Origin of the sequence: Cellulophaga geojensis KL-A (genome assembly GCF_000568425.1) — a bacterium.
GTDB classification, from domain to species: Bacteria; Bacteroidota; Bacteroidia; order Flavobacteriales; family Flavobacteriaceae; genus Cellulophaga; species Cellulophaga lytica.
Map to the genome: position 1 here is coordinate 56,422 of NZ_ARZX01000004.1, position 26,343 is coordinate 82,764.

25 protein-coding genes are annotated in these 26,343 nt (G+C 32.0%); 12 read left to right on the top strand and 13 right to left on the bottom strand.

Features of this window, described 5'->3' with window-relative positions; all coding sequences use genetic code 11:
• The first annotated feature begins 2 nt into the window (after positions 1-2).
• From KLA_RS04810 to KLA_RS04825, 4 genes are all read left to right on the top strand, one after another.
• Positions 3-1,172, top strand: coding sequence for an MFS transporter (locus tag KLA_RS04810; protein WP_034644391.1), 1,170 nt, complete (start codon positions 3-5; stop codon positions 1,170-1,172).
• 21 nt (positions 1,173-1,193) lie between these two features.
• The gene (locus tag KLA_RS04815) at positions 1,194-2,531 is read left to right on the top strand and encodes a M28 family peptidase (RefSeq protein ID WP_034644393.1); all 1,338 of its coding nucleotides are present in this window, start codon (positions 1,194-1,196) and stop codon (positions 2,529-2,531) included.
• A 69-nt stretch (positions 2,532-2,600) separates the two neighbouring features.
• The gene (locus tag KLA_RS04820; protein WP_034644394.1) at positions 2,601-3,065 is read left to right on the top strand and encodes an FKBP-type peptidyl-prolyl cis-trans isomerase; all 465 of its coding nucleotides are present in this window, start codon (positions 2,601-2,603) and stop codon (positions 3,063-3,065) included.
• A 121-nt stretch (positions 3,066-3,186) separates the two neighbouring features.
• Positions 3,187-4,809 carry a M1 family metallopeptidase gene (locus tag KLA_RS04825; RefSeq protein WP_034644395.1) on the top strand — a complete coding sequence of 541 codons (1,623 nt, stop codon included), beginning with the start codon at positions 3,187-3,189 and terminating at the stop codon, positions 4,807-4,809.
• An 88-nt stretch (positions 4,810-4,897) separates the two neighbouring features.
• On the opposite strand, the gene KLA_RS04830 is transcribed toward KLA_RS04825, so the two are convergent.
• Positions 4,898-7,750 carry a M16 family metallopeptidase gene (locus tag KLA_RS04830; protein ID WP_034644397.1) on the bottom strand — a complete coding sequence of 951 codons (2,853 nt, stop codon included), beginning with the start codon at positions 7,748-7,750 and terminating at the stop codon, positions 4,898-4,900.
• Between the two features lie 33 nt (positions 7,751-7,783).
• Positions 7,784-8,362 carry a hypothetical protein gene (locus tag KLA_RS04835; RefSeq protein WP_034644399.1) on the bottom strand — a complete coding sequence of 193 codons (579 nt, stop codon included), beginning with the start codon at positions 8,360-8,362 and terminating at the stop codon, positions 7,784-7,786.
• Between the two features lie 66 nt (positions 8,363-8,428).
• On the opposite strand from KLA_RS04835, the gene KLA_RS04840 reads away from it, so the two are divergent.
• The gene (locus KLA_RS04840) at positions 8,429-9,004 is read left to right on the top strand and encodes a YdeI/OmpD-associated family protein (RefSeq protein ID WP_034644400.1); all 576 of its coding nucleotides are present in this window, start codon (positions 8,429-8,431) and stop codon (positions 9,002-9,004) included.
• 1 nt (position 9,005) lies between these two features.
• Here the strand turns inward: KLA_RS04840 and KLA_RS04845 are convergent, their stop codons facing one another.
• Positions 9,006-10,472, bottom strand: coding sequence for a hypothetical protein (locus tag KLA_RS04845; protein WP_013622092.1), 1,467 nt, complete (start codon positions 10,470-10,472; stop codon positions 9,006-9,008).
• 75 nt (positions 10,473-10,547) lie between these two features.
• Entirely contained in the window at positions 10,548-11,675 is a 1,128-nt protein-coding gene (locus KLA_RS04850) for a vWA domain-containing protein (protein ID WP_034644402.1), read from the bottom strand.
• Between the two features lie 155 nt (positions 11,676-11,830).
• Between KLA_RS04850 and KLA_RS04855 the strand changes: the two genes are divergently transcribed.
• From KLA_RS04855 to KLA_RS04880, 6 genes are all read left to right on the top strand, one after another.
• Positions 11,831-12,391, top strand: a complete 561-nt coding sequence (locus tag KLA_RS04855) for a PepSY-associated TM helix domain-containing protein (RefSeq protein WP_034644403.1) — start codon at positions 11,831-11,833, stop codon at positions 12,389-12,391.
• A gap of 48 nt (positions 12,392-12,439) precedes the next feature.
• On the top strand, positions 12,440-15,646 hold the full coding sequence (locus tag KLA_RS04860) for a VPS10 domain-containing protein (protein WP_034644405.1): 3,207 nt from the start codon (positions 12,440-12,442) through the stop codon (positions 15,644-15,646).
• Between the two features lie 53 nt (positions 15,647-15,699).
• Positions 15,700-16,347, top strand: coding sequence for a hypothetical protein (locus KLA_RS04865; RefSeq protein ID WP_034644406.1), 648 nt, complete (start codon positions 15,700-15,702; stop codon positions 16,345-16,347).
• 106 nt (positions 16,348-16,453) lie between these two features.
• Positions 16,454-17,032, top strand: coding sequence for a superoxide dismutase family protein (locus KLA_RS04870; RefSeq protein WP_034644408.1), 579 nt, complete (start codon positions 16,454-16,456; stop codon positions 17,030-17,032).
• 81 nt (positions 17,033-17,113) lie between these two features.
• Positions 17,114-17,644 (top strand): RNA polymerase sigma factor, encoded by a 531-nt coding sequence (locus KLA_RS04875; RefSeq protein WP_013622086.1) that lies wholly within the window; start codon positions 17,114-17,116, stop codon positions 17,642-17,644.
• Positions 17,645-17,648: 4 nt separating this feature from the next.
• Positions 17,649-18,449 carry an anti-sigma factor domain-containing protein gene (locus tag KLA_RS04880; RefSeq protein ID WP_034644409.1) on the top strand — a complete coding sequence of 267 codons (801 nt, stop codon included), beginning with the start codon at positions 17,649-17,651 and terminating at the stop codon, positions 18,447-18,449.
• 156 nt (positions 18,450-18,605) lie between these two features.
• Here KLA_RS04880 and KLA_RS18060 read toward each other — a convergent pair whose 3' ends face one another.
• The 4 genes from KLA_RS18060 to KLA_RS04895 all read right to left on the bottom strand — a co-directional run bounded on the left by KLA_RS18060 (position 18,606) and on the right by KLA_RS04895 (position 21,726).
• Positions 18,606-18,749, bottom strand: coding sequence for a hypothetical protein (locus tag KLA_RS18060; protein WP_013622084.1), 144 nt, complete (start codon positions 18,747-18,749; stop codon positions 18,606-18,608).
• 230 nt (positions 18,750-18,979) lie between these two features.
• Complete coding sequence (locus KLA_RS04885) at positions 18,980-20,257, bottom strand: tetratricopeptide repeat protein (RefSeq protein WP_034644410.1); 1,278 nt, start codon at positions 20,255-20,257, stop codon at positions 18,980-18,982.
• 74 nt (positions 20,258-20,331) lie between these two features.
• Positions 20,332-21,027: a hypothetical protein gene (locus KLA_RS04890; RefSeq protein ID WP_013622082.1), complete on the bottom strand. Its 696-nt coding sequence runs from the start codon at positions 21,025-21,027 to the stop codon at positions 20,332-20,334.
• 21 nt (positions 21,028-21,048) lie between these two features.
• Positions 21,049-21,726, bottom strand: coding sequence for a DUF4331 family protein (locus tag KLA_RS04895; protein ID WP_034644413.1), 678 nt, complete (start codon positions 21,724-21,726; stop codon positions 21,049-21,051).
• Between the two features lie 143 nt (positions 21,727-21,869).
• Between KLA_RS04895 and KLA_RS04900 the strand changes: the two genes are divergently transcribed.
• Positions 21,870-23,054: an LETM1-related biofilm-associated protein gene (locus KLA_RS04900; RefSeq protein ID WP_034644414.1), complete on the top strand. Its 1,185-nt coding sequence runs from the start codon at positions 21,870-21,872 to the stop codon at positions 23,052-23,054.
• 92 nt (positions 23,055-23,146) lie between these two features.
• On the opposite strand, the gene KLA_RS04905 is transcribed toward KLA_RS04900, so the two are convergent.
• The 5 genes from KLA_RS04905 to KLA_RS04925 form a co-directional block, all read right to left on the bottom strand.
• On the bottom strand, positions 23,147-23,902 hold the full coding sequence (locus KLA_RS04905; RefSeq protein ID WP_013622079.1) for a LytR/AlgR family response regulator transcription factor: 756 nt from the start codon (positions 23,900-23,902) through the stop codon (positions 23,147-23,149).
• 91 nt (positions 23,903-23,993) lie between these two features.
• Positions 23,994-24,335 (bottom strand): 2TM domain-containing protein, encoded by a 342-nt coding sequence (locus KLA_RS04910; RefSeq protein WP_034644416.1) that lies wholly within the window; start codon positions 24,333-24,335, stop codon positions 23,994-23,996.
• A 1-nt stretch (position 24,336) separates the two neighbouring features.
• Positions 24,337-24,678, bottom strand: a complete 342-nt coding sequence (locus KLA_RS04915) for a 2TM domain-containing protein (protein WP_232228756.1) — start codon at positions 24,676-24,678, stop codon at positions 24,337-24,339.
• Positions 24,669-24,974 (bottom strand): 2TM domain-containing protein, encoded by a 306-nt coding sequence (locus tag KLA_RS04920; protein WP_013622076.1) that lies wholly within the window; start codon positions 24,972-24,974, stop codon positions 24,669-24,671. Before KLA_RS04920 ends, KLA_RS04915 begins: the two co-directional genes overlap by 10 nt.
• 33 nt (positions 24,975-25,007) lie before the next feature.
• The gene (locus tag KLA_RS04925) at positions 25,008-26,330 is read right to left on the bottom strand and encodes a 2TM domain-containing protein (protein WP_013622075.1); all 1,323 of its coding nucleotides are present in this window, start codon (positions 26,328-26,330) and stop codon (positions 25,008-25,010) included.
• Between the last annotated feature and the right edge of the window lie 13 nt (positions 26,331-26,343).

Below are 26,343 nucleotides of genomic sequence, written 5' to 3' on the forward strand. Positions count from 1 at the left end.
GCTTGACAAGGAAAAAATTAATCCTGCCTTTACTTATAGCATCTCAATTTGCCTGTACATCATTATGGTTTGCTGGTAATGCTATTGTAGATGATTTAGCTTTAAAAACTGGTTTAGGAGCTAGTATAATTGGTTATGTACTGTCTTCTGTACAACTAGGGTTTATTTTAGGCACTTTAGTTTTTGCCTTGTTAATGATTGCAGACCGCTTTTCACCATCAAAAGTTTTTGCTATATGTGCACTTTTTGCTGCCCTTTGTAACTTTAGCTTGTTAGCAGAGGTTATAACAAAGTGGCATATATTAGCTGCACGTTTTGGCACTGGCTTTTTTTTAGCTGGCATATACCCTGTTGGTATGAAAATAGCTGCAGACTATTATAAAAACGGACTAGGTAAAGCTTTAGGCTTCTTAGTTGGTGCCTTAGTACTTGGTACTGCTTTTCCTTTTTTAATTAGCGGATTAAATTGGGGAGGCAATTACCAAACCATACTTTCAGCAACATCTATTTTAGCGCTATTAGGAGGGACAATAGTTGTTTTGTTGGTACCTAATGGCCCTTATAGAAAACGTAGTGCCAAACTACAAATTAAAGCAGGCTTAGGTTTATTTAAAAACACTGCTTTTTATAAATCTGCAGTTGGCTACTTTGGTCATATGTGGGAATTGTATGCCTTTTGGGCTTTTACGCCTTTAGCATTAAAAACAATTAATAATATACAAAACACCACCTATTCCGTTCCTATATTTACTTTTGTGGTTATAGCTTTAGGAGCTGTATCCTGTGCTATTGGCGGTACATTATCTAAAAAATATGGCAGTTCTAAAATTGCAATTACAGCATTATTAATCTCTGGTTTGTTTTGCTTTTTATCCCCTTTGTTATTCAACCTACCTATACTATTCTTTTTTGTTGGTTGGTGTGTTTGGGGAATGGCAGTTACAGCAGATTCTCCTCAGTTTTCTAGCCTGGTAGCACAATCTGCGCCAGCAGAACTAAAAGGTACAGCATTAACAGTTGTAAACTCTATAGGTTTTGCAATTAGTATTTTAAGTATTCAGCTTTTATCATACCTAAGCACTAAAATTAATGTATCACTAATTTTCTTATTTTTAGGAATTGGACCTGCAATTGGTTTGTATACTCTTTTATCAAAAAAAAATAAAAACTAACACTCATAATAACTAACTAAAATGGCTTTTAAAAAATTACTACTACTCCTTTGTATATTTAGCGCAATGGCAATTAGCGCACAAACAAATTCTAAAATTTATGATATTATTAATGCAGTATCTAAAGAACGCATTAAAAATGATATTACTACACTAGCAAACTTTGGCACACGTAACACCTTTAGTGATACGGTTTCTAACACAAGAGGTATTGGAGCAGCAAGAAGGTGGATAAAATCTGAATTTGACAAAATGTCTACCGAATGCAACAATTGTTTAAATGTATTTTATCAGAAAGATTTTGTGACAAAAAAAGGAAACAGTAGAGTACCACATGATGCGTGGGTTGTTAATGTTGTTGCCATACAAAAAGGCACAAAATACCCCAACAGGTATATAATTATGAGTGGTGATATAGACTCACGCGCTAGCGATACTATGGATTTTACTACAGATGCTCCCGGTGCAAATGACAATGCTAGCGGTATGGCTGGCACAATGGAAGCAGCACGTGTTTTATCAAAATATAAATTTGAAAACAGTATTATTTACGTAGGTCTTTCCGGTGAAGAACAAGGCTTGTTTGGTGGTGCAGGATTAGCTAAATATGCTAAAGATAAAAATTGGGAAATTATTGGTATTCTTAACAATGATATGATTGGGAATATTAAAGGTGTAGACGGTGTAATTAGTAATAGAGATTTTAGAATTTTTTCTGAACCAGTACCTGCTAACGAAACAGAAAGACAACGCAAGGCAAGACGTTTTTATGGTGGTGAAGTAGATGGTATATCACGTCAATTGGCACGTTACATTCATAAAAATGTAAAAACATATATGCCAGAAATGAACCCAATGATGATTTACAGGTTAGATAGGTTTGGTAGAGGTGGTCATCACAGGCCTTTTAACGACCTTGGTTTTCCTGGTATACGTATAATGGAGGCTCATGAAAACTATACGCAACAACACCAAGACATTAGAACAGAAAATGGTATTGCTTATGGTGATGTTGTAGAACACGTTAACTTTGGTTACGCTAAAAAACTAACAGCTGTAAATGCCATAACTATGGCAAATTTAGCATGGGCGCCACCTTCTCCAAAAACAGTTAAAATTGGTGGTATTGTAGAGGCTTCTGCTAAATTAAAATGGTCTCCTGTAGACGGTGCTGTTGGGTATAAAATATATTGGAGAGACACCACCTCTCCTACTTGGGATAATAGCAAATATGTTGGTAATGTTACAGAGCAAACTTTAGACGGTATTGTAATAGACAATTCATTTTTTGGTGTTGCAGCTGTTGCTAAAGATGGCTTTGAGAGTGTTGTTGTTTTTCCTAATGAAATAATGAGATAACATTAACTTATTTTTAAAATTATAGGTAAAGTTAAACACCTATATTTGCTCAGCTTAAAAAAATTATAAATGAAATACGGAATTCTAATAGTTGTTTTTACCTTATTTATTTCTTGTAAAAACGATGACACCACTTTTAAAGAGCCTGTAGATTATACAGCTCAAAATGAAGAAGAGATTAAAGACTACATAGAAAAAAATAACCTAACAGCCTTAAAAAGTGAAAGTGGCTTGTATTACGTAATTAATGATGAAGGTAATGGTATTAGACCAACCGCAACATCTGATGTTACTGTAGCTTATAAAGGATATTTTACAGACGGAAGTACTTTTGATGAGAGTGATGCTAACGGAATTTCTTTTAACCTACAGCAAGTAATTGCTGGTTGGACAGAAGGTATTACCTATTTTAAAGAAGGTGGTAGTGGTATTTTATTAGTACCGTCTAGATTGGGGTACGGCAGTAATGATTATGGTCCTATACCAGGAGGTTCGGTTTTAATTTTTGATATTAATCTTTTAAGTGTAAACTAAACTTATAATAATAATAATAATAATAGCACAGAAGCCATTAATTAGGAAACTATTTAATGGCTTTTTCTTTTTATTACATTTATAGATAAATATATATTTGTACTACTAACAAACTACTTTTATGAAAAAAGCTTTATTAATTTGTGTTATTCTACTCCTATCTAATGGTGTGTATGCTCAAAAAACATTTACAAAAACTGATACTTTACGTGGTAGTATAACTCCAGAACGTGCTTGGTGGGATTTAAATTACTACCATTTAGATGTAACAGTAGACCCTGCTAAAAAATACATTTCTGGTAAAAATACCATTAAATATACTGTTTTAGATAAAAACCAAGTACTGCAGGTAGACTTACAACCTCCGTTAAAAATTACCAAAGTGACACAAAAAGGTAAAAAGTTAAAATTTACCTCAGCAACTAATGCGCATTTTATAAAATTAAAGCAAAAACAAGAAATTGGTGCTGTTAACCAAATTGTGGTGTATTATGAGGGTAACCCTAAAGAAGCTGTAAATGCTCCTTGGGATGGTGGTTTTTCTTGGTCAAAAGACAAAAACGGCAAGCCATTTGTAGCTACATCTTGCCAAGGTTTAGGTGCCAGTGTTTGGTGGCCAAACAAAGATCATATGTATGACGAGGTAGACAGTATGCGCATTAGTGTTACTAACCCAAAAGGACTATCTAACATATCTAACGGAAGGCTAGAGAAAATTGAAGAACACGCTAATACTGTAACATCTCATTGGGTAGTTAAAAACCCAATTAACAATTATGGTGTAAATGTAAACATAGGAGATTATGTACATTTTTCTGAAGTTTACAATGGTGAAAAAGGTCCGTTAACAATGGATTATTATGTTTTACGTGATAACTTAGAAAAAGCTAAAGTACATTTTAAAGATGCTCCTAAAATGATGAAAGCTTTTGAGCATTGGTTTGGTCCTTATCCTTTTTATGAAGATGGCTATAAATTGGTTGAAGCTCCGTATTTAGGAATGGAACACCAAAGTTCTGTTACCTATGGTAATAATTATATGAAAGGATATAAAGGAAACGACTTTTCTGGTTCTGGTTGGGGAATAAAGTTTGATTATTTAATTATTCACGAATCTGGTCACGAGTGGTTTGCTAATAACATTACCAATAAAGATATAGCAGATATGTGGATACACGAGAGTTTCACTACCTATTCTGAAAGCATCTTTTTAGACTATTATTATGGTACCCAAGCAGCTAATGAATACATTATTGGTTTACGAAGAAATATTGCTAATGATTCTCCTATTATTGGTAATTATGATGTAAACGATGAAGGATCTGGCGATATGTATTTTAAAGGTGCTAATATGATACACACACTAAGACAATTGGTAGATAATGATGAAAAATGGAGACGTATTTTAAGAGGATTAAATAAAGATTTTTACCATTCTGTTGTAACTACAGAACAAATTGAAGATTACTTAAGTCACCAATCCGGTAAAGATTTATCAACTTTTTTTAATCAGTATTTAAGAGATGTACGCATACCAACTTTAGAATATAAAATTAAAGGTAATAGCTTACAGTATAGATATACAAATATTGTAGCTGATTTTGATATGCCTTTAAAAGTAAAAATAGATGATAAAGAGCAATGGGTTTTTCCTTCTGCAGACTGGAAAACAACTAAAGTTTCTTCTAAAAATGCTAGTGTTATTTTTGATCCTAATTTTTACATCAATCTAAAAAAAATATAAACTACAGTATTTTTAAAACTAAGAAATAAAAAAATCCGCTTTACACATTGTAAAGCGGATTTTTTTAAAATAGTATATAAACCAATAGTTAGTCTTTTAAAACCTCATCAGGATTTAGCAATTCTGGTTCACCATATCCTAATTTATTAAGTTTATTAAGCTGTGTTTTAGCATCACCTACAATTAAGTAAATCATTTTATCTGGGTTAACATATTTGTCTGCTAATTTTTTTACATCTTCTACAGACATATTTTTTACACTATTTTCTCTTTGCTTAGCATAGTCTACTGGGTAGTTATACATACTAATGTTTTCTAACATATTTAATTTAGACCCCATAGTTTCAAAAGCTCTGGCATTGCTTTTTATCATATAACCTTTAGATACTTCCAAATCGTTTTGGTTGTACCCCTCACTATAATTACTCATAATATCTTTAACTAGCTGAGAAGCCTCATAAGTTACGTTAGTACGCACACCACTAGAAACAGTAAATAAACCAGATGTTTTACCACCACTAAAGCTAGATCGTACTCCGTATGTATACCCTTTACCTTCTCTAAGCTCCTGTGTTAATTGAGATGCAAAACTACCGCCTCCAAGTCTATAATTCATTACCTGTGCCGAATAAAAGTCTTTATCTGTTGCTGCAATTGCAGGTGCTCCAAATAAAAGAACAGATTGTTTAGCGTTTGGCACATTGTAAAAATATACTTTAGCATTTTCTGGTGTTTTAGCAGCAATTACCGTTGGTACATTTACATCTTTTTGTTCCCATTTTGTATTTAAGGTTTTTAAAGATGCTATTGCATTTGGTGTTGTAATATCTCCTACAATATGAAAACTAGTAACTTTAGGGGAAATATTTGCACTGTAATACTCTTTTAAGTCTTGCAACGTAATTGCTTTTACAGTTGTTGTTGTACCTGCATTGTTATTAGATAAAATATTATTATTACCATACAATACTTTGTAAAACTGATCTCTAGCTATACTATTAGGGTTAGCTTGTGCTCTTTGCAGTTGACTAATAGTACTCTGTTTAAGCAAATCAAACTCTTTAGAGTCCCAACGTGGTTCTAAAATAATTTCATTTACCAGCTCTATTACTTTTGTGTAGTTTTTAGCCAAACAATTACCAGAAATAGTAATATACTGGTCGCTAGCAGATGCGCTAATACTTGCTCCTAATGTTTGTATAGCATTTTCTAACTCTTCAGGAGTTTTGTTTTTTGTTCCTTTGGTTAACATAGATGCTAATAAATTAGAAACACCTATTTTATTTTTGTCTTCTAACAGCATACCACCGTTAATTCTAAAATTAAACGTTACCAGTGGCACTTCATTATTTTCTATTCCAAATACTTTAATACCAGATGAAAGCTCCTTTTTATATACTTCTGGTACAATTACATCTGGACTCTCACCATAAGGAGGTTCCACACTACGATCAAAGCTAGAAGGTGTTTTCTCGTAAGTAGCAACAATACTGGGGTCAAAAGTACTTTCTTTACCGTCAACAATTTTTTCTTCTACAACCTCTGCTTTAGTAGAACCATCTAAAACTAAAGAAGCTTGCCCTTTAGGTACAGCACTAACTGCCACCAAATTTTTATTTTTAATATACGTATTATACACACGCATAACATCTTCTTTAGTTACAGCCAAAATATTTTTTACATCTTCAGTAACATAGCCAGGGTCTCCAGCAAAAATCTCATATTGAGCCAATTGAAAACCTTTACCTAAAACACTAGAAAGCGAATTGTAAAAACTTGTTTCTTGTTTTGCTTTTATTCTTCTAATATCTGCATCAGAAATTCCTTCTTTTTCAAATAAAGCAAAAGCATCTTGTATAGCACTATTTACACTTGTAAGCTCTGTAGTATCAAAAGCAGTAACAGATAATGTTAACTCTCCTGCAAGTTCAGATGAGTAATTGTACATACGTACACCGTCTGTTAATTTTTTATCTTCTACTAAAATCTTATACAAAGGTGCTTTTTTGCCATATGCCAAATAAGATGATAGTACGTCTAAAGCATACGCATCTTTATGAAACTCTGGTACAGAAGGCCACGTTAAAGACAATTGTGGTAAGCGCGCAAAGTTATCTTCATAATACAACTTTTTAGTTTCTGCCAAAGTAACAGGCTGTTTTTCTAAAGCCGGTATATCATCCCCTTTTTTAATTTCATCAAAATACTTTTTAACCCATTCTTTTGCTTGGCTCTTATCAAAATCACCAGCAATAGTTAATGTAACATTGTTAGGAACATACCATTTGTTGTAAAAATCTTTTACATCTTGCAAAGTAGCATTTTGTAAGTCTTCTAAAGATCCAATAACCGTCCAACTATACGGGTGACCTTCTGGGTACAATGCTTTTGTTTGCACATAATTAACGTGCCCATAAGGATTGTTATCTACACGTTGTCTTTTTTCATTTTTTACAACCTCTTTCTCTTTAGCCAAAACAGGCTCAGTAACAGTATTTATAAAAAATCCTAGCTTATCTGCTTCTGCCCAAATCATTTTTTCTAAAGCATCTTTAGGAACCGTTTGGTAATAATTGGTGCGGTCTCTACTTGTAGATCCATTTGCACCAGAGCCACCAATACGTGCACTCATTTTATCTAAACCGCCTTTTCCAAGGTTTTCTGACTCTAAAAAAAGTAAGTGTTCAAATAAGTGTGCAAATCCTGTTCTGCCTACTTTTTCACGTGCAGATCCTACGTGGCTAGTTAATGCTACTGCAACTACAGGGTCAGATCTATCAATATGAAAAATAACTTGTAAACCATTATCCAGTGTAAACTTTTCAAAATCTACCTTAAATTCTGTTTTTGCTATTTCTTCTGATGTTTTTTCTGTTTTCTCCTTGCAAGAGAATACAAGCAACACGGTTACTGCTGCCAAAAAAGATTGTAATTTTCTCATTTTTTATTGATGAATTAGTTTTAAGTTATGTAATTATTTTTTTGTTCCCAGTAATACATTTACGCCTTTTGGCATTGGGTTTCCAGATGATCTTCTCATAACAACTATTTGTCCGCTATGCCATATTGCATCTGTTATAGGCCCATTAATAGCATTCCAAAACGGAAGCTTAAAATTTTTATTAAACACCAACTTATGTTCTTCTAAGTTGGTTGCATTTTTTAATATGTCACTAACTTTTTTAAAGTTCTCTAGAGTACGTTTTCTTTTTTCTTCAAAAGTTAGTTCTTGGTTTTTATCTTCATTAACCTTTAAACTAGTTGTTTTTAAAATCATTTTAGATAAACCATAAATATGATCTACAGTTTCACCAGTACTTCTCCCCTCTTTATTGGGTTTGTAAGCTAAATCTTGAGAACGTAACCCTTCTGTTGCCCAATAATATCTAAAACCCAAAGCATCTATAGTCCTTGCTGCTACTGTGCCTGCTGTAAACTCTTTAGGTGACTCTGGTATTTGATAATAGGGTAAGTCCTTTTTAGACTGCTCCTGTGCATTCATAAAGGTTATAAATACAAAGGTTAAAATAATAGAGATGTAATTACGTTGCATATTTTTTGGCTATTTTTGGATATAAATATACATCAATCTTTATACTAAAGTATCACCAAACTAAAAATGGCTAATACAGAGGAGTTCTATTTTAAAACTACAACCGAATGGAGAGCTTGGCTACTAGAAAACCACAATACAAATACTGGTATACATTTAATACTTTATAAAGTAGATCATAAAAAGCAAAGTATGCGTTGGGAAGATGCTGTAAAAGTTGCACTTTGTTTTGGCTGGATAGACAGTACTGTTAAAAGCTTAGGTGAGGGTAAAAGAAGACAATATTTTTGTCCTAGAAAACCTAAAAGCGTGTGGAGTAAGGTTAATAAAACACATATAAACACACTAATTGCAAGTAATTTAATGCATAAAAGTGGTTTAGAAAGTATAGAAATAGCTAAAGAAAATGGTTCATGGAATAGTTTAGACGATGTAGAAAACGGAGTTATACCTACTAATTTACAAGAAGCTTTTGATAAAAACCCTAATGCTTTTAATAATTACAATAGTTTTGCACCATCATACAAAAAAGGCTACTTGTATTATTTAAACCAAGCAAAAAGAGAAGAAACAAAGCAAAAAAGAATCGCAGAGATAATTAAACTCTGCGATGCTAATATAAAATCTAGAAATACATGGTAAATTACAAACCGCTTATATAACTACTATAAGGATCTTTAAACTGTATACCTTCTGTAAATCTGTATTTGCTTAATTGCTTAAACTGTACCAAGCCCCAAAGTATAAACTCTTTTACAAAATAACTTTCTTCTTTTTTTAACTTAGGCTGGTGCTCCCCTAACAAATCATCTAAAGGAGAAACGGCATCTAACATATTTTTATACTCTTTATCTCTTAAATCATCTAAAAGCTCAAAACCAGCTTCGTTATTAAAAAACCAAGACACTACACTGTCATACGGACTAACATCTTCTTGTTTTTTAAGTTTTTCAATTTTAGGAAAATACTCTGGAAACAATGTTTGTACCGCATCACCAATTAGGTTATAAGCTACACTTGCTGCACCTTCTTGCTCACCCTCATAAACCAACTCTACCTTACCAGTTATTGCTGGTATAATGCCTATAAAATCACTAAGTCTAACTGTTGTTTTATCATCACCAGTTTTTAAAGCTCTAAGCTCTGCTGTACTTAATAAGTTTTCAAAAGCAGTAATGCTTAACCTTGCACTTACACCACTTTTAGCATCTATATATTCGCTTTTACGAGCTTCAAAAACAATTTGTTCTAACAGTTCTTTTGCTAGTTCTGGAACCATAACAGCCTCAGACTGTCTACTATCTAACTTAGCTTCTTGTGCTGTAATAATTTTAGCAGTTTCTATGTCTTCTGGGTAATGAGTTAAAATCTGTGAGCCTATTCTGTCTTTTAACGGCGTAACTATACTACCACGGTTTGTATAATCTTCTGGATTTGCTGTAAAAACAAATTGCATATCTAAAGGCAAACGTAATTTAAAACCTCTAATTTGTATATCTCCTTCTTGTAAAATATTAAATAGTGCAACTTGTATTCTTGCTTGTAAATCTGGTAGCTCATTAATAACAAAAATACAACGGTTTGCACGTGGTATCATTCCGTAATGTATTACTCTATCATCAGCATAACTAAGTTTTAAATTGGCTGCTTTTATAGGGTCTACATCTCCAATAATATCTGCAACAGTAACATCTGGTGTTGCTAATTTTTCTGCAAAACGTTCACTTCTGTGTAGCCAAGTAATGGGTGTATTGTCTCCCTCTTCTTTAATAAGTTCTACAGCATATCTAGAAATTGGTTGTAAGGGATCGTCATTAATTTCAGATCCTTTTACCACTGGTATATATTCATCTAGTAAATTAAGCATTAACCTAGCCAAACGAGTTTTTGCTTGCCCACGTAAACCCAATAAGTTTATGTTATGTCTAGAAAGTATAGCACGCTCTAATTCTGGTATAACAGTATTTTGATACCCGTGAATACCTGTAAATGTTGCTTCTTTATTTTTAACTTTTTCTATTAAATTATCTCGTAACTCATCTTTTATAGATTTACTTTGGTATCCAGCTTTTTTTAAATCGCCTAGTGTTTTAATTGTATCTATTTTCATATTCTATTTTTAGAAAAGAGATTATAGAAAATTGACTTAATTGTAATTATCTTATTTCTATTCTCTTTATTCTTTTTATCCTTTAATTCGTTTTTTTCTATTGGTTTCGTAATCTTCAAAAATCATTTCTCCAAGTCCTTTTAAACCTGTATAAAATGCTTTTCCTTGGTTTGCTTGTGTAAACTCCCTTACAAATTGCATTAAATAAGGATCTTGGGCTATCATAAACGTTGTTATAGGTATATGTAACTTTCTTGCTTGTTGCGCCATACCGTAGCATTTATTTATAATGTTCTCATCTAAACCAACACTATTTTTATAATATGTACCATCTGGCATTTGCAAACAACTAGGCTTACCATCTGTTATCATAAAAATTTGTTTGTTGGTGTTACGTTTTCTTCGGAGTAAATCCATTGCCAATTGCAAACCAGCAACAGTATTTGTATGGTAAGGACCAACTTGTAAATATGGTAAATCTGCAATTTTTATAGGCCAAGCATCATTACCAAAAACAAGAATATCTAATGTATCTTTTGGGTAACGCGTGGTAATTAATTCTGCCAAGGCCATTGCAACTTTTTTAGCAGGGGTAATACGGTCTTCGCCATAGAGAATCATACTATGGCTAATATCTATCATAAGTACAGTACTCATTTGCGATTTATGCATAGTTTCTTCAACCACTAAATCATCTTCCGTTAACCTAAAGTCACCAATACCGTTATTTACTTGTGCGTTACGTAGACTTTCTGTCATAGACACTTTATCTAAGGCATCTCCAAATTGGTAATTTCTAAAGTCTCCAGTATGCTCATCACCAGCTCCAACACCTTTGCTTTTATGGTTACCAGAACCGCTACGTTTTATTTTTCCAAAGATTTGATCTAATGCAGCCTGCCTTATTGCTCTTTCAGTTTTAGCTGTAATTGTTGTACCATTACTACCATCTGGCTTTATTTCTTCTCTAATGTAGCCTTTAGCTTTTAGATCTTCTATAAAATCATCAATAGTATAATCTTCTGTGGTAAGCTTATATTCTTTATCTAACTCCCGCAACCAATCTATAGCTTCATCAAAATCTCCAGATGTATGTGTAATTAGCTCTTTAAAAATCTCAAAAAGCTTTTCAAACGGAGTTTGTGAAGGGGCTTTGTATTGCTTAAATACAAAACCTTTTCTGTTTATTTTATCATTCTTCATACAAGTATAAAAATACGGCTTTTTCAATAAACTTCTGTTTTCAAAAAACCTATTTGTATTAAATGTTTGCTAAATGTAAGCTTGCTTTGTTAACATATTATTATGAAATTTTAGTGCGGTTTTCGTTATTTTCGGAAACTTTAAATAAGTTCCTATTGAAAATTAAGATTAACAAACTCGCAAAAAGCACTCGTTTATACAGAAATCTACATAAAACTGTAGCTATAATTTTGGTTGCTTTTATATTAATTATAAGTGCTACAGGAGCTTTGCTTGCCTGGAAAAGCGAACTTTACTTAAAACCTGCTACCCATAAAATAACTACAAAAAACCATACCCTTGTTTCTTTAGAAACCATTGAAAAAAATGCCATAGCGTATGTAGATTCTTTACAATTATCTACACTAATAGACCGTATAGATTACAGACCAAAAAAAGGTATAGCTAAAATTAGGTTTGATGAGCATTTTACAGAGTTACAAATTAACTGCTATACAGGCAAAGTTGTATCTGTAAAGCAACGTACAGATACTATTATAGAAATGATACACGATGGATCTATTGTAGATTATTTTATAAAAAATGATGCATCAATATTTAAGCTTTTATATTCTACCATACTTGCTTTAGGGCTCATATTTATTAGTATAAGTGGCATTATATTATGGATAAACCCTAAGAAAATAAAAAAAATAAAGACCACTAATAATCAATAACTTAAATCAATATTACTTATTTTTAAAATCAACTAACAACTCTAAAAAATGAAAAAACTACACTCACTTTTATTCTTTTTTGCTGTTTTGTGCTTGTCTGCACAAGACTTTAAAATGGACTATGTACAGGATTTAAAACCACGAAACATTGGCCCTGGAGGTATGAGCGGCCGTGTAACTGCTATAGATGCTGTGCACAGTAATCCTGATATTATTTATGCAGGTACAGCCTCTGGTGGATTATGGAAATCTACCTCTGGAGGTATAAAATGGGATCCTATTTTTGATAAAGAAGTTACCGCTTCTGTTGGTGCTGTTGCCATACAACAAAGCAACCCTTCTGTAATTTGGGTAGGTACAGGAGAAGGTAACCCTAGAAACAGTTTAAATGGTGGTTATGGCATTTACAAGTCTTTAGATGGCGGTAAAAGCTGGTTGCCAATGGGCTTAGAAAAAACCAGACATATACATAGAATTGTAATAGACCCAACAAACCCAAACATTGTTTACGCTGGTGCAATTGGTTCTCCTTGGGGAGAGCACCCAGAACGTGGTGTTTTTAAAACAACAGATGGTGGTATTACTTGGAAAAAAATACTATTTACCAATAACAAATCTGGTGTGGCAGATTTGGTTATGGATCCTACAAACCCAAACAAGCTTATTGCTGCTATGTGGGAACACAAAAGAGATCCTTGGTTTTTTAAATCTGGTGGTGTTGGTAGTGGTTTATATATGACACATGATGGTGGTAAAAATTGGAAAAAAATTACTGAAGAAGACGGACTTCCAAAAGGTGAACTTGGTCGAATAGGTATTGCTATTGCACGCAACAAACCTAATGTAGTTTATGCATTGGTAGAAGCTAAAAAAAATGCATTATACAAATCTACTGACGGTGGTTTTAAATGGAAAAAAATTAATGATAAGTCTGATATAGGAAATAGACCTTTTTATTACTCAGAAATTTATGTAGATCCACAGAATGAAAACAGAGTATATTCTGTTTTTACTTATATAAATGTATCTGAAGATGGCGGAAAAAACTTTAGCCAATTAATGCCAGCTTATGGTGCAGATAATGGCGTACATCCAGATCATCACGCGTGGTGGATACACCCAGAAAACGGACAGTTTATGATGGATGGTAATGATGGTGGACTAAATATTACCAAAGACGGCGGTAAATCTTGGCGATTTATTGGCAATTTACCTGTTGCACAGTTTTACCATATTAACGTAGATAATGAATACCCTTACAACGTTTATGGTGGTATGCAAGATAATGGCTCTTGGCGCGGACCTGCTTTTGTATGGAGAGCACAAGGTATACGAAATAGCTACTGGCAAGAAATTTCTTTTGGTGATGGTTTTGATGTTGTACCAGACTTAGATGATTCTCAATTTGGCTATACCATGAGTCAGCAAGGAAGTGTATCTAGATATGATTGGAAAACAGGGAACAATTACTCTGTAAAGCCTACTCCACCAGATGCTGAAACTAAATTAAGGTTTAACTGGAATTCTGCAATTGGGCAAGATCCTTTTAATAATTCTACTGCATACTTTGGCAGCCAATTTGTACATAAAACAACAGACAAAGGCTTAACATGGACGGTTATTTCTCCGGATTTAACCACTAATGATCCTGAAAAACAAAAACAAAGCGAAAGTGGAGGTTTAACTATGGATGCTACCGGTGCAGAAAACCACTGTACTATTTTAGTAATAGAACCTTCTTCTGTAGAAAAAGATATGTTATGGGTTGGTACAGATGATGGCCGCGTACATGTAACACAGAATGGCGGTGCCAACTGGACAGATGTAACCAAAAACATAAAAGGATTACCAGAAGGTAGTTGGATACCACAAATTAAAGCATCAAACAAAAATAAAGGAGAAGCTTTATTGGTTGCTAATGATTACCGCAGGTTTAACTACACACCTTACGTATACAAAACCGTTAATTATGGTAAAACTTGGACAAGAATTGTAGATGAAAATGATGTAAAAAGTTATGCGTTATCTATTATTGAAGATCCAGAAACACCAAACCTATTATTCTTAGGTACAGATGATGGTTTGTACATTTCTTTTGATGCTGGTAACAAATGGCAAAAATGGACAGAAGGTTACCCAACCGTATCTACTAAAGATTTAGTAATACATCCAAGAGAGCATGACCTTGTTATTGGTACTTTTGGTAGAGCCGCGTGGGTTTTAGATGACATTAGACCTCTAAGAGCTATTGCTAAAAACAAAACTGTACTTACTAAAGATGTAGCTTTATTTACTCCTCCTGTTGCCTACCAAGCAGCTTACCAACAACCTACAGGTAGCAGATTTGGTGCAGACGCGTTATTTAACGGAGAAAATAAAAAAGGTGGTGCAATGCTAACCTATTTTTATAAGAAAAAAGAAAAAGCAGAAAAACCAGAGACTGATGACAAAAAGGAAGAAAAAGAAAATACTCCTGCTAAAAAAGATGGTGTAGTTTCTAAAGATTCATTACAGTTTCAATTTTTTAATGGTAATGAGTTAATACGTACTATAAAAGTAAAAGCTCCTAAAAAAACAGGTTTACATCGTTTTTATTGGAATATGTCTGAAAAAGGGCCAGAAAGACCATCGCGTAGCATACGCAAATCTAAAAGAGAACCAAGCGGGCAACGTGTATTGCCTGGCACATACAAAGTACAATTAACTTACGGAACTACTACAGAGGAAACAATGCTAACTGTAAAGTCAGATCCAAGGTTAAACGTTTCTAATACAGCAATTAAAGAAGTGTACGCTGCCAATAAAATACTTGCAAAATATACCCAAACTGCAGCAGATGCAGTAAAACAATTGGTAGAAAGTAAAAATACTGCCAATAAATATAAAGCAGACCTAAGTACTTTAAACAAAGAAAAATATAAAGAAGAAATAAAAGCTTCTAAGACTATAGTTAAAGAAATTGATGCTGTTATAGCTCTTTATATTGGTAAAATAGACAAAAGACAAGGTATAACCAGAAATCCAGAAATTACAGTTATGCAAAGAATTGGGAGTGCTGGTGGTTACGTACGTAGTAGAAAAACCGGAATTACAGTTACAGAAAAAAACCTAATGCAATTTGCACAAAAAGAGTTAGAAACTGCTTTAGAAAAAACAAATACATTTTTTACAGAAAAATGGAATCCTTATAAAGCAAAAATTAGCAATTTAGAAACCAATTCTTTTAAAGAAATTAAAACCTTTACAATTAATTAAAAGGATAAGAGTAATAGATTTTTTACCTTTATACTTTATTAAATTATAGTATTATGAAAAAGATAAAATTAATATGTTTAGGCTTAATAGCTGTTACCACTTTTAGCTGTAAAGATGCTAAAAAAGACCATTCTCATGAGGGTGAAAATGCAGATCATTCTCACGCAGAAACTGAGTCTCAATACTCATTAATTGCAGACTCTACAAAGGCAAGTTTTACGGCATATAAAACTACAGATAAAATTGGTGTAGGTGGTACATTTAAAACTGTTAACATTACTAAATCTAATACTGGCGCTACTGCTTTAGAAGCATTAAACGGTACAGAATTTAGTATACCTGTGAGCAGTTTATTTACCAATGATGGTACAGGAACAAGAGATCCAAAAATTTTAGAATTCTTTTTTGGAGTAATGAAAAACACCGAGTTAATTTCTGGAACTTTAAAAACAGATGGTGATAAAAATAGTTTAGAAGTTACCTTAAACGGAGAAACTGCCACTGTACCATTAACAACAGAAAAATTAGCAGATAATAAATATACTTTTACTGGTATAATGAACTTAGAAGACTGGAATGCTTTAGACGCAGTTGCATCTATAAACAAAGCTTGTGAAGCTTTACATACTGGTGCAGATGGTGTAAGCAAAACTTGGAGCGAGGTTGAAATTAAAGGTCAAGTATTTTTAGCTAAAAAGTAATTTTTTTATTGATAGCGTTACCATTTACTTTTTATGAGTTAACGGTTTAAGGGTATTACTCTTAGTTTAGTGCAAAAATTTTGTATTAATTGAAAACCATAACAAGATGAAAAAAATAATAGTAACGCTATCAATTCTTTTTATAAGTTTTACATACAGTTGTAAAAATCAAAATAAAAAAGCAGAGGAAACTTCTACAACAAAAGCCACTGTAATTCCTGATAATGAGGAATCAAAAACACTAACAATTACATTGGAGCCTAAAAGTAACAGTAATGTTACTGGTAAAATTACCTTTACCCAAAATAACAACAAAGTGGCAATGGTTGCCAACCTTACTGGTTTAAAAGAAGGTGAACACGCCATACATATTCACGAAAAAGCAGATTGCTCTTCTGATGATGGTAAATCTGCAGGCGGACACTGGAACCCAACTTTTGAAAAACACGGAAAATGGGGAGATAAAGACGGATACCATAAAGGAGATATTGGTAATTTTATTGCTGACAATAACGGTAATTCTGAAATTAAATTTAGCACCAATGAATGGTGTTTAGGTTGTGAAGATCCTAAAAAAAATATTCTAGGAAAAGGAATAATAGTTCATGAAGGTGTAGACGATTTTACATCTCAACCTAGTGGTAATGCTGGTGCAAGAGTAAGTTGCGCAGGAATTATTGAATAAATAAAACAAACATATTACTTTATAAAAAAAGCTACTAAAATGTAGCTTTTTTATATTATCTTACAACTGTAAATACAATATATGCAATTAGAGACCCTAGTTATACAATTTCAGAATAAAGACCCAAAAGCTTTTGAAAAATTATATGATATGTATTCTGAAAACATCTGTGGTGTAATAAATACAATTGTAAAAAACTCAGATATATCTCAAGAAATATGTCAGGATGTTTTTGTAAAAATCTGGAATAATGCAGACAAATACAATGCATCTAAAGGGAGGTTTTTTACTTGGATTTTAAACATTGCTCGCAATGCTGCTATAGATGAAGTGCGTTCTAAATCCCACAAAAACAGCAAACAAAACCTATCTGCAGATTACTTCGTAAGTATCTTAGAAGATAAAAATAACCTAGATGATAAAATGGATGCCATTGGAGTTAAAAAGTTTTTAGTTAACTTAAAAGACAAGTGTGTACAAATAATAGAAATGTTATACTTTAAAGGCTATACCCAAAAAGAAGCATCAGAGGAATTAAATATTCCTTTAGGTACTATTAAAACAAGAAACAGAAGTTGCATATCGCAATTAAGAAAAAATGTATTAGGATAGGGATATGAACATTGAAGAATACATAGCGTCCGGAAAACTAGAACTTTATGTTGCAGGTGTACTTTCTAAAAAAGAAAACTTGCAAATACATAATGATGCTGAACAGCATCCGGAACTTAAAAAAGAAATAGAAGCCATAGAAGCCTCTATATTAGCACTTAGCAAATCTGCTTCTCCTAAATTAGATAGTAATATGTTTACTGCTATTAAACGTAGGCTAAATTTGGAAGATAATACTAAAGTTGTACAGTTACCAAAACAAAAATCTGGTTGGACCACGTATACAGGCTGGGCTGCTGCAGTGGTTTTATCTGCCGGTATGCTTTGGATGTACAACCAAAATAAAGATTTGGATTCTAAAATAGAAGTAGTTTCACAAGAAAAAATTGACTTAGAATCTAAAATAGATAATGCAAATAATTCTTTAATTGAAACACAAGATTTACTAAATACAATTAGAGACAAAAATATAGATGTTGTTGCTTTAGGCGGACAAGCAGTTTCGCCAGAGTCTTATGCAAAAGCATACTGGAACAAAAAAGAACAAAAAGTATTTATAGATGCCAAAGGATTACCAGAGCCACCAGATGGTTTTGTGTATCAAGTATGGTCTTTAAAACTTAATCCTTTAACTCCAACTAGCTTAGGACTACTTAAAGACTTTAAAGGAGATGAAAATAAAATATTTGCTTTAGCAAATGCTAACAACTCAGAAGCCTTTGGTATTACCTTAGAGCCTGCAGGTGGTAGCGAGTCTCCTACTCTAGAGCAATTATACACATTGGGTGTAGCCGCTAGCTCATAAAAATTATTTATCATACATTAAAAAATCCTCTATTTCTAGAGGATTTTTTAATTACATAATATTGGGTACAAAAAAGCTCTGTAAACACAGAGCTTTAATATTTAACAAAACCAATAAATGTTAAACAAACATATTTTAATCAGTTTAAAGAATACACTATTTATGTATTTTAATCTGTTTTTCTTTTAATTTATGAGCATTATTATACTCTACTTTTTTTAAAGATTTGTGTGCGGCAAACAACTTGTAGCAATAAAACGCCATTACGGCAATCCAAAGTGTAAAAAAATAATATTCCATAACAAATATGTTTTTAATAGTTGTTGCATTTATAATGCTGCACCTATTTTCACTACATACGGAGTTTTAGGTTAAGTGGTTTTATTAAAACTGTAATTTTATTGTTTTAGTATATTAACATAAAAAAATCTTAAAATTTTATAAATAAAAAAGCACCAAAACACAAGTGCTTTGATACTCTTTAGCAACAACCTACAACTAAACTCTACAAAAGTTGTACTTGTAATAAATTATAATTGAGCAATTTTTTTCTCCATATTAGGACCTAATTCATAAATTGCATCTATTAATTCTTCTTTTAATTCTTTTACTTTTTTTGTTTTTCCTGCTGCCTTATAAATTTCTGCAGAACTGTATAAAATATGAGGCTCAAAAGTTTTGCCTTCTATATGCTTTTCTATAATAGCAACAGCATTAGCTACATCTCCTTTTTTATATAAGCTATGAGCTAGCAACATATAAGACTCTGGAGTTTTTCTACTATTCACTTCTTTTTTAGCGATATCTAAAGCTTTACTATACAAATCTGTATAATCTAAATAAAAGTTAACATTGTACGCATTGTACATAGCACCATATGAAGGGTTAGCCACAGCCTTTACATACCTATCCATATTTTTAAGTTTCTCTACTTTATTTTCTTGAAATTCTGCAATTTCTGCCTTTAGTAAATAATAATCTGGAGCATTATAACTTTTTGTAATTGCGTTTAAAATGCGTAGTGCTTCTGTTGGGTTTCGTTCGTATGAAAAAACAATCCATGCAATTCCCTTTTTAGCATATGCATTATGAGGTTCTAATTCTAAAGATTTTAAATAGTAATTGTAAGAGTCTTTAATTCTTCCGGCGTGACCGTAATAATCTGCAATATTAGTATAAGACCATATTTTTAAGTTGGTATTGTTAGACATTTCTGCTAGCTGTTTAGCTTTTTCCATATAAGCTATAGTAGCATCTAAATCTCCTTTATAGTCTTTCCATTTTGCTATTCTAATTAAATAACCAAAGCTATTTTTATCTTTTAAGAGAGATAAAGTTTCCTCTGCTTTATCATAATCGCCTAACTCCATATATACATCAAACAAAAGACTTTGCGTTTGCGTTACTCCACTGCCCATTTTTTGGGCTTTCAGTGCCATTTGCAATGCTTCTTTAAACCTATGCTGAGAAATATAATTACGCCCTAATGATCTATAAAAATCTGCTTTATTAACTGCTGCAACATCTACAGCTCTTGCTAAACATTGTTCTGCCTTTTTAAGATATTCTATTTTACCAGTGTTTTTAAAATACCTATTATATTCTTGTGCAACCATACCAAAACTGGCAATTTGCATACTATCTGGTTTTATTTTTGAGTTCCACAACTCATATTGTCTTGATGTTGTTTTTTCTGCATCAACCTTTAAAAATGCATTATAATCTTCTGCGTTTGTAACTGTTGTATTACCATCTAAATTACAAGAAGCAAAAGTAATTAAGAGTATAAATAAGGCTAAATTTTTCATTTTTTAAAATTTTGTAGAGTTAAAAATAAGTTGAGTAAAAGGGAGGTTAAACCTCCCTTGCAATTAGTACGTGTTTAGTTTTCTGGAGTTCCTAAAAAAGGAAAATCAGTAGAAACTGTTGCTGTTAAGCTAACACCATCTGATGTTAAACGAGGTAAATCTGCTGTACCATCACCATCTGTGTCTTGACCACTAAAACGGTCTCCTTCTTCTCCTCCAAAAAGTAGTATTAAAGAAACATCAATAACGTCATCTGTTATTAATCTTCCGGTTAAAGCAACTTCATCCCCATCTGGCACAAGAACTCTACCATCACCATCATTATCTGTACCTGGATTAAAATATGTAGTTGGTAAATTAGGAGCAACTTCTAATACATCTGCTGCTAAATAACCCGTTAATGTTGCAGCGTCTAAACCTAAAATATTGTTCTCGTAGTTTACATCTGCAGGATCTGCTCCTAATAAATTTGCATAAACATCATGGTATTGCTCTAGCCTAGCTTCAAAACCAGCCTGAAACATTGCACCCATTTCTGAAGGTACTGTAACATTTTGAGCATCTTTAACACTTGCTTGCCCTTCTACATCATAAGACAAAACTGTGTTAATACCAGGTCTACCCATATGGTCTACCTGTGTGTATGTTCCAGAAAAATCGGTCATTTCTGGTTCCATTTGCATATCTCCATTATCATCATCAGAACAAGATGCTATAGTTAATGCAGCTCCAAAAGCTAAGGCCAGGTGTTTTATATTATATAATTTCATAATTGTAAGTTTTTAGTATTATTATTTTTTGTTTGTAGTTACCCAAGTTTTGTACACTTCTAAACCTAAAGCATTAGTAGCTGTGGTTGTACCCAACATAGTGTTAGGAATTTCTATTGCAATAGACATTGTATTTGCACCATTAAAAGTATCTGTAGCCTCACCTACAGCCTTAAAACCTTCTGGAGCCATACCGCCTATAACTGCATTAAACTGTGTAAAGTCAAAAAAGAAAGCATCTTGCCTTGGGCCTGCAAATAGTTTTACCCCATTAGATAGTTCTTCTACCGTAGCAGTAGCACCAGATATAGCAACTGAACCTAATGGAGCGTCTACCATAGCCTCACCACTTAAACCAGTAGCAGATGGTGCTATAGGTCCAAAAAAGTACATAACACCGTCTCTTGGTATAGCTTGTATTACTAAATCTTCAACTAAATCACCATCTTTATCTATATTAATTTCTGTTAGTACACCTTCATCAAAAGTACCGTAAGCTAAATCTGGTAAAACATTGGTTTGTAAGTCTACTACAAATACGGTATTGTCAGATCCCTCTGTAGGCTCAAAAGCATAAAAATCTGCAATATCTGCAGTTTGTCCTGTAGTAGACGGTGCATCTATATGATCTGCCGCTACCAATACTACACCTACTATTGCTAGTAAGCATATAACTAATAAATTTCTGTTTTTTCTCATTGTAGTATGTTTTAATTATAATTCACCCCTACTTACGGAGCTTTAAAAAGTAGGGTTTGGTTTTTAATTGTTAAAATTTTGTTAAACAGAAATAAACCCTAAATTGCAACTAAACAATATATAGTTTAGCAAAAAAATAAGTTATGAACCCGTCTGCTTCTGGTTGGATAGATAAGTTTGGACAAATAGTAACCAATAGTACTGTTGTCTACTCTAATTTTAATGACTTATACCGTAGTCTTTGTACTACAGGTTTTATATATGGAATTCACGTAAAATGGCTACATTTTATACCAATTACCCATACACCAACAGAAGATGAAAATGCAAAAGCCAACCTAATTTCCGCATTATATTTCACATATTTATTAGAAAAAAAGGATTATAATTATGCCAATTTTATAGATTTAACTATTCGTTTTTATGAAGCTTTAGACATAAATTCTAGCTTTTTTGATAAAGTTTTTACAGGTTCAAAAGCAAGTAATAAATTAGAGGCTATACTAAAATCTAGAGTTTTTTTAGAGGATAATTTAATAAACAAAACCTTTGGAAGTTCTGTTACAAACACCTTGCTTTTTGTTGATGTATTACTTTTTAAACGTTTTTTAAAAGAAGAAAAGAATCTAAAAAAGTATGCAGAAGAGCTAGAGTATATTCTAATAAATTTAGTTCACCACACTTTAAACTCTAAGCAACAGCAAAAATATGATGAGCGTTTAAGCTATTTATTTATTGCTTCATTATCATTTTTACCAGACGATTATCATCATTTTGATGCGCATTACAGAGAACGTTTGGTTAATAAATTTTCGCCTGAAGTATACCAATATTTGATGGATATAATTTGCGTGACAGCTTGGGAAGATTTAACATTAGACTACAAAGAATCTGAGTTTGTTTTTGGTATTGCAAAAGATCTAAATTTAGAAGAAAATAAGGTTAAAAAATCTATTGAAAAAGTTGCTGTTTTTTTTAAGGAAAATGCAAAGAAAATTCCGCATTTAAAAGACCATAATTTAGCTGAAAAATTTTATGAAAACACATCAAAATTTGCTAACAAATTAATATTAAGAAACAGCAAAAGGTTACAAAAAGAATTAGCAGAAAGTAAAGAGTTGGTTGCATTAATATCTAAATCTACTACTACAAATTTAAGTGTAGAAGAAAAGAGAAAAGTACAAAACCAACTATTAGATATTTTTAAAAGTATACCTTCTTTAGCAATATTTATGTTACCAGGAGGTGCTATATTACTACCTATTTTTATTAAATTAATTCCTAAATTGCTACCTTCTTCTTTTGATGAAAACCGAATTGAAGAATAAGCTATAATTATACAAAAAAGCTAATATAGATAAAACTTATACTTAATTATTTAAATACAACAAGTAATTTAATTCCAGTAATTTAAACTACCTTATTCTAACCATAACTTAAAGTCCTTTACCTTTTCTCTGCTTACTATAATTTCTGAGTCGTTATACTTATTTAATACAATTTTTAGCCTAGAATTTGTGTAAGATACAATATCTTTTATATAGTTTACATTAACGTAAAATTTACGACTTACTCTAAAGAAATTTTTAGGTTCTAGCTCAGACTCTAAATTTTCTAAGGTAACATCTAACAAGTAATTTCTACCGTCTGCTGTAGCAGCATAGGTTCCTTTGTTTTCACTAAAAAAACATTCTATTTCGTCTGCATTAATAATTTTTATGTGCTGCCCAACTTTAACTGTAAATCGTTTTTTATACTCACGTTCAATTGGGTTTACAAGTAGCTTTTTTATGTCTTCAAAATCTACAGCTATTTTAGTTTTAGAAGCAGTCATATTTTTATACTTATTTACGGCAACTTCTAGCTCTTCATCATCTATAGGTTTTAGTAAATAATCTATACTATTTAACTTAAAAGCTTGTAGTGCATATTCATCATAAGCAGTAGTAAAAATGATAGCACTTTTTACATTTACCTGATCAAAAATTTCAAAAGACAAACCATCAGATAATTGTATGTCTAAAAAAATTAAATCTGGATGATCATTCTCATTAAACCAAATTATAGATTCTTCAACCGAGTGTAACATTGTAGAGACTGTTACATTTAATTCTGCAAGCAACCTACTTAATCTTCTTGCTGCTGGTTTTTCATCTTCAATAATTATTACGTTCATTGGTTTGGTTATTTTATGGTGATAGCAAAATAGAAAAAAATTATATTAATGATGCCAATTCTACTTTTTAAAAATTAATTTTATTTACTTACTACAAGTATTTTGTTTGCTCATCTTCTTCCATATACTTTTCAATTTGTCGTTGTTCCCAATTTTTAAAAAAACGGAACTTATCTTTAAAAACATATAGTCCGTGGCAGATTAATCCAAATAACCAAAGTAATGGCATTACCGTCATATTAACATCTATCCAAGTAGAGATGTTTTTTCCTACAGAAATAGATTCTACAGGAAAAATATCAAACAGTCTAAACCTAACAATTAGCACAACAATATTTACTACTAAAAACCATCCCAAATGGTTGTAAAAATCTTTAATTTCTTTTACTTTTTTCTCTGCTCTTTCTAACTTACTTAATGGTGATTTTTTCATCTTATTTCTTTTTTAAAAAGTCTTCTGACTCTCTTTTTTCTTTTTCCATATACTTTTCAATCTGACGGTTTTCCCAATCTTTACTAAAAAATGGTAATGAGCCGCTTACTTTAGAATAGTGTCCTACTATACCTAATCCCCAAAAGAACGGAGTAAAATATGTTCCTATATTAAAAAAGGCATCCCATCCAGAGTTAACAACAATAGATCCTAAAATAAATAGGTTTACAATAACATAAACCGTAAAATGTATGTAAAAGCCTTTTAATTCTTTTATTTTTTCTTTAGCCCTCTCTAGCTTTTCGTTTCTGTATTGCTCATTATAGTTTTCCATTACCTCCATTTTTTACTTGTTTCTTCTTCCTCTTTCATTAACTGGTTAATTTTCTTTTGTTCCCAGTCTCTACCCATAAACGGAAAAAAGCTAAATACTTTTATTGCTTTAAAAATAAGACTAATGCTTAAGCCTAATACTACCCACAAAAACCAAGGGTTGCTAAACTCGTTTAGGTAATAATTAATTGATGCTACTATAGCTATTGTAAATACAGACGAAATTACTTTGTTATAAAACTCTTTTTCATCTTTTACACGCTCTTTAGCTCTTGTGTATTTATCTTGGTTAGTATTAATCTCCATAGTTGTATTTTTAGTTGGTTAATTATTTCTTTTTTAAAATTTATCGTCCTCCATATATTCTTTAATCTTACGGTTTTCCCAATTTTTACCAAATAATGGGTTGTAGCCAAAGGCTTCCATACCGTGTGCTGTAAGCCCTAATCCCCATCCAAAGGCAGGAAAAACCGACCAAGGAAAATCTGTTGTTTGGTAGTTTAACCATATTAAAAAAGGGATAACAAAACAATATGCTACTAGGTTATATGTAAATCCTTTAATTTTTTCTACTCTTTCTTTTGCTCTTTGATAGCGTTTTTCGTCTAAATGTACTTTTTGCGTTTCCATAGTTGATACTTGTTTGGTTAAAATTGGCAAATGAACACTAAATTCTGTTTCGCCTTTATTAATAATTACTGTTCTGTCTGTTAACATTTGGTAGCGTTGGTGTATGTTTTTAAGCCCTACTCCACTACTTTTTTTAACTACTTTTTTCTCTTGCAAATTGTTACTTACAATTAGCATATTGTCTATCTCTTCTACCTTTAAATGTAAAGGCTTGTTAGATGATACTATATTGTGTTTTACTGCATTTTCTAACAATAATTGCAGTGATAGCGGTATTATTTTGGCATCTGGATTGCTACTTTTTTCAGGTACTTCAAAAACAATACTATCTTCAAATCTCATTTTTAATAAGCGTATGTACGTTTTAGCAAATTGCAACTCTTCATCTACAGTTACCAAATCTTTATTTTTTTGTTCTAATACATACCTGTATACTTTAGATAATGATGTGGTAAACTTTTGAGCCTGAAAAGGATCTTCCTCTATTAAACTAGTTAACACATTTAAACTATTAAATAAAAAATGTGGATCTAACTGATTTTTTAAAGCATCAAACTTTGCAGATGCTGTACCTGCTATTATTTTTTGTTCTTTTATTTTAGAGTCTTGTATGTACTTGTAAAAGTAATAAGCGTGCAATGCTAATGAAACCACTATAGATATTAGTATAGCTATCATGTAAGGAGACAACGTTTGGTTGTTTACATAGTACTCTACGCTAGTACCAAAAAGCACAATAGCAATTATAAATTTTACAATTGCAAAAGCAATAACTGTTAGTACTACAGACCCTAATGCACCAAGCCACAATCTCTTTTTAGGTTGCTCTTCCCAGCTATAAATGTTAGATATATATTGAAAGTAGTATGAATTTACCACGCTTAAAACAAAAGAATAAAGAAAGGTAATTGCTATACCACGCAATGTTTTTATTAATGAAAAGCCATCACCTATACTACCAAGTACATTTATAACAGATATTACAACTGTTATGTAAATACTTATTTTTAATATCTTTTTTATATTGAACATTTTAAAATCTGAT

Coding starts and splice junctions, on each gene's coding strand:
- KLA_RS04815 (WP_034644393.1), top strand. CDS start 1,194: ATGGCTTTTAAAAAATTACTACTACTCCTTTGTATATTTAGCGCAATG.
- KLA_RS04820 (WP_034644394.1), top strand. CDS start 2,601: ATGAAATACGGAATTCTAATAGTTGTTTTTACCTTATTTATTTCTTGT.
- KLA_RS04825 (WP_034644395.1), top strand. CDS start 3,187: ATGAAAAAAGCTTTATTAATTTGTGTTATTCTACTCCTATCTAATGGT.
- KLA_RS04830 (WP_034644397.1), bottom strand. CDS start 7,750: ATGAGAAAATTACAATCTTTTTTGGCAGCAGTAACCGTGTTGCTTGTA.
- KLA_RS04835 (WP_034644399.1), bottom strand. CDS start 8,362: ATGCAACGTAATTACATCTCTATTATTTTAACCTTTGTATTTATAACC.
- KLA_RS04840 (WP_034644400.1), top strand. CDS start 8,429: ATGGCTAATACAGAGGAGTTCTATTTTAAAACTACAACCGAATGGAGA.
- KLA_RS04845 (WP_013622092.1), bottom strand. CDS start 10,472: ATGAAAATAGATACAATTAAAACACTAGGCGATTTAAAAAAAGCTGGA.
- KLA_RS04850 (WP_034644402.1), bottom strand. CDS start 11,675: ATGAAGAATGATAAAATAAACAGAAAAGGTTTTGTATTTAAGCAATAC.
- KLA_RS04860 (WP_034644405.1), top strand. CDS start 12,440: ATGAAAAAACTACACTCACTTTTATTCTTTTTTGCTGTTTTGTGCTTG.
- KLA_RS04865 (WP_034644406.1), top strand. CDS start 15,700: ATGAAAAAGATAAAATTAATATGTTTAGGCTTAATAGCTGTTACCACT.
- KLA_RS04870 (WP_034644408.1), top strand. CDS start 16,454: ATGAAAAAAATAATAGTAACGCTATCAATTCTTTTTATAAGTTTTACA.
- KLA_RS04875 (WP_013622086.1), top strand. CDS start 17,114: ATGCAATTAGAGACCCTAGTTATACAATTTCAGAATAAAGACCCAAAA.
- KLA_RS04880 (WP_034644409.1), top strand. CDS start 17,649: ATGAACATTGAAGAATACATAGCGTCCGGAAAACTAGAACTTTATGTT.
- KLA_RS18060 (WP_013622084.1), bottom strand. CDS start 18,749: ATGGAATATTATTTTTTTACACTTTGGATTGCCGTAATGGCGTTTTAT.
- KLA_RS04885 (WP_034644410.1), bottom strand. CDS start 20,257: ATGAAAAATTTAGCCTTATTTATACTCTTAATTACTTTTGCTTCTTGT.
- KLA_RS04890 (WP_013622082.1), bottom strand. CDS start 21,027: ATGAAATTATATAATATAAAACACCTGGCCTTAGCTTTTGGAGCTGCA.
- KLA_RS04895 (WP_034644413.1), bottom strand. CDS start 21,726: ATGAGAAAAAACAGAAATTTATTAGTTATATGCTTACTAGCAATAGTA.
- KLA_RS04900 (WP_034644414.1), top strand. CDS start 21,870: ATGAACCCGTCTGCTTCTGGTTGGATAGATAAGTTTGGACAAATAGTA.
- KLA_RS04905 (WP_013622079.1), bottom strand. CDS start 23,902: ATGAACGTAATAATTATTGAAGATGAAAAACCAGCAGCAAGAAGATTA.
- KLA_RS04910 (WP_034644416.1), bottom strand. CDS start 24,335: ATGAAAAAATCACCATTAAGTAAGTTAGAAAGAGCAGAGAAAAAAGTA.
- KLA_RS04915 (WP_232228756.1), bottom strand. CDS start 24,678: ATGGAGGTAATGGAAAACTATAATGAGCAATACAGAAACGAAAAGCTA.
- KLA_RS04920 (WP_013622076.1), bottom strand. CDS start 24,974: ATGGAGATTAATACTAACCAAGATAAATACACAAGAGCTAAAGAGCGT.
- KLA_RS04925 (WP_013622075.1), bottom strand. CDS start 26,330: ATGTTCAATATAAAAAAGATATTAAAAATAAGTATTTACATAACAGTT.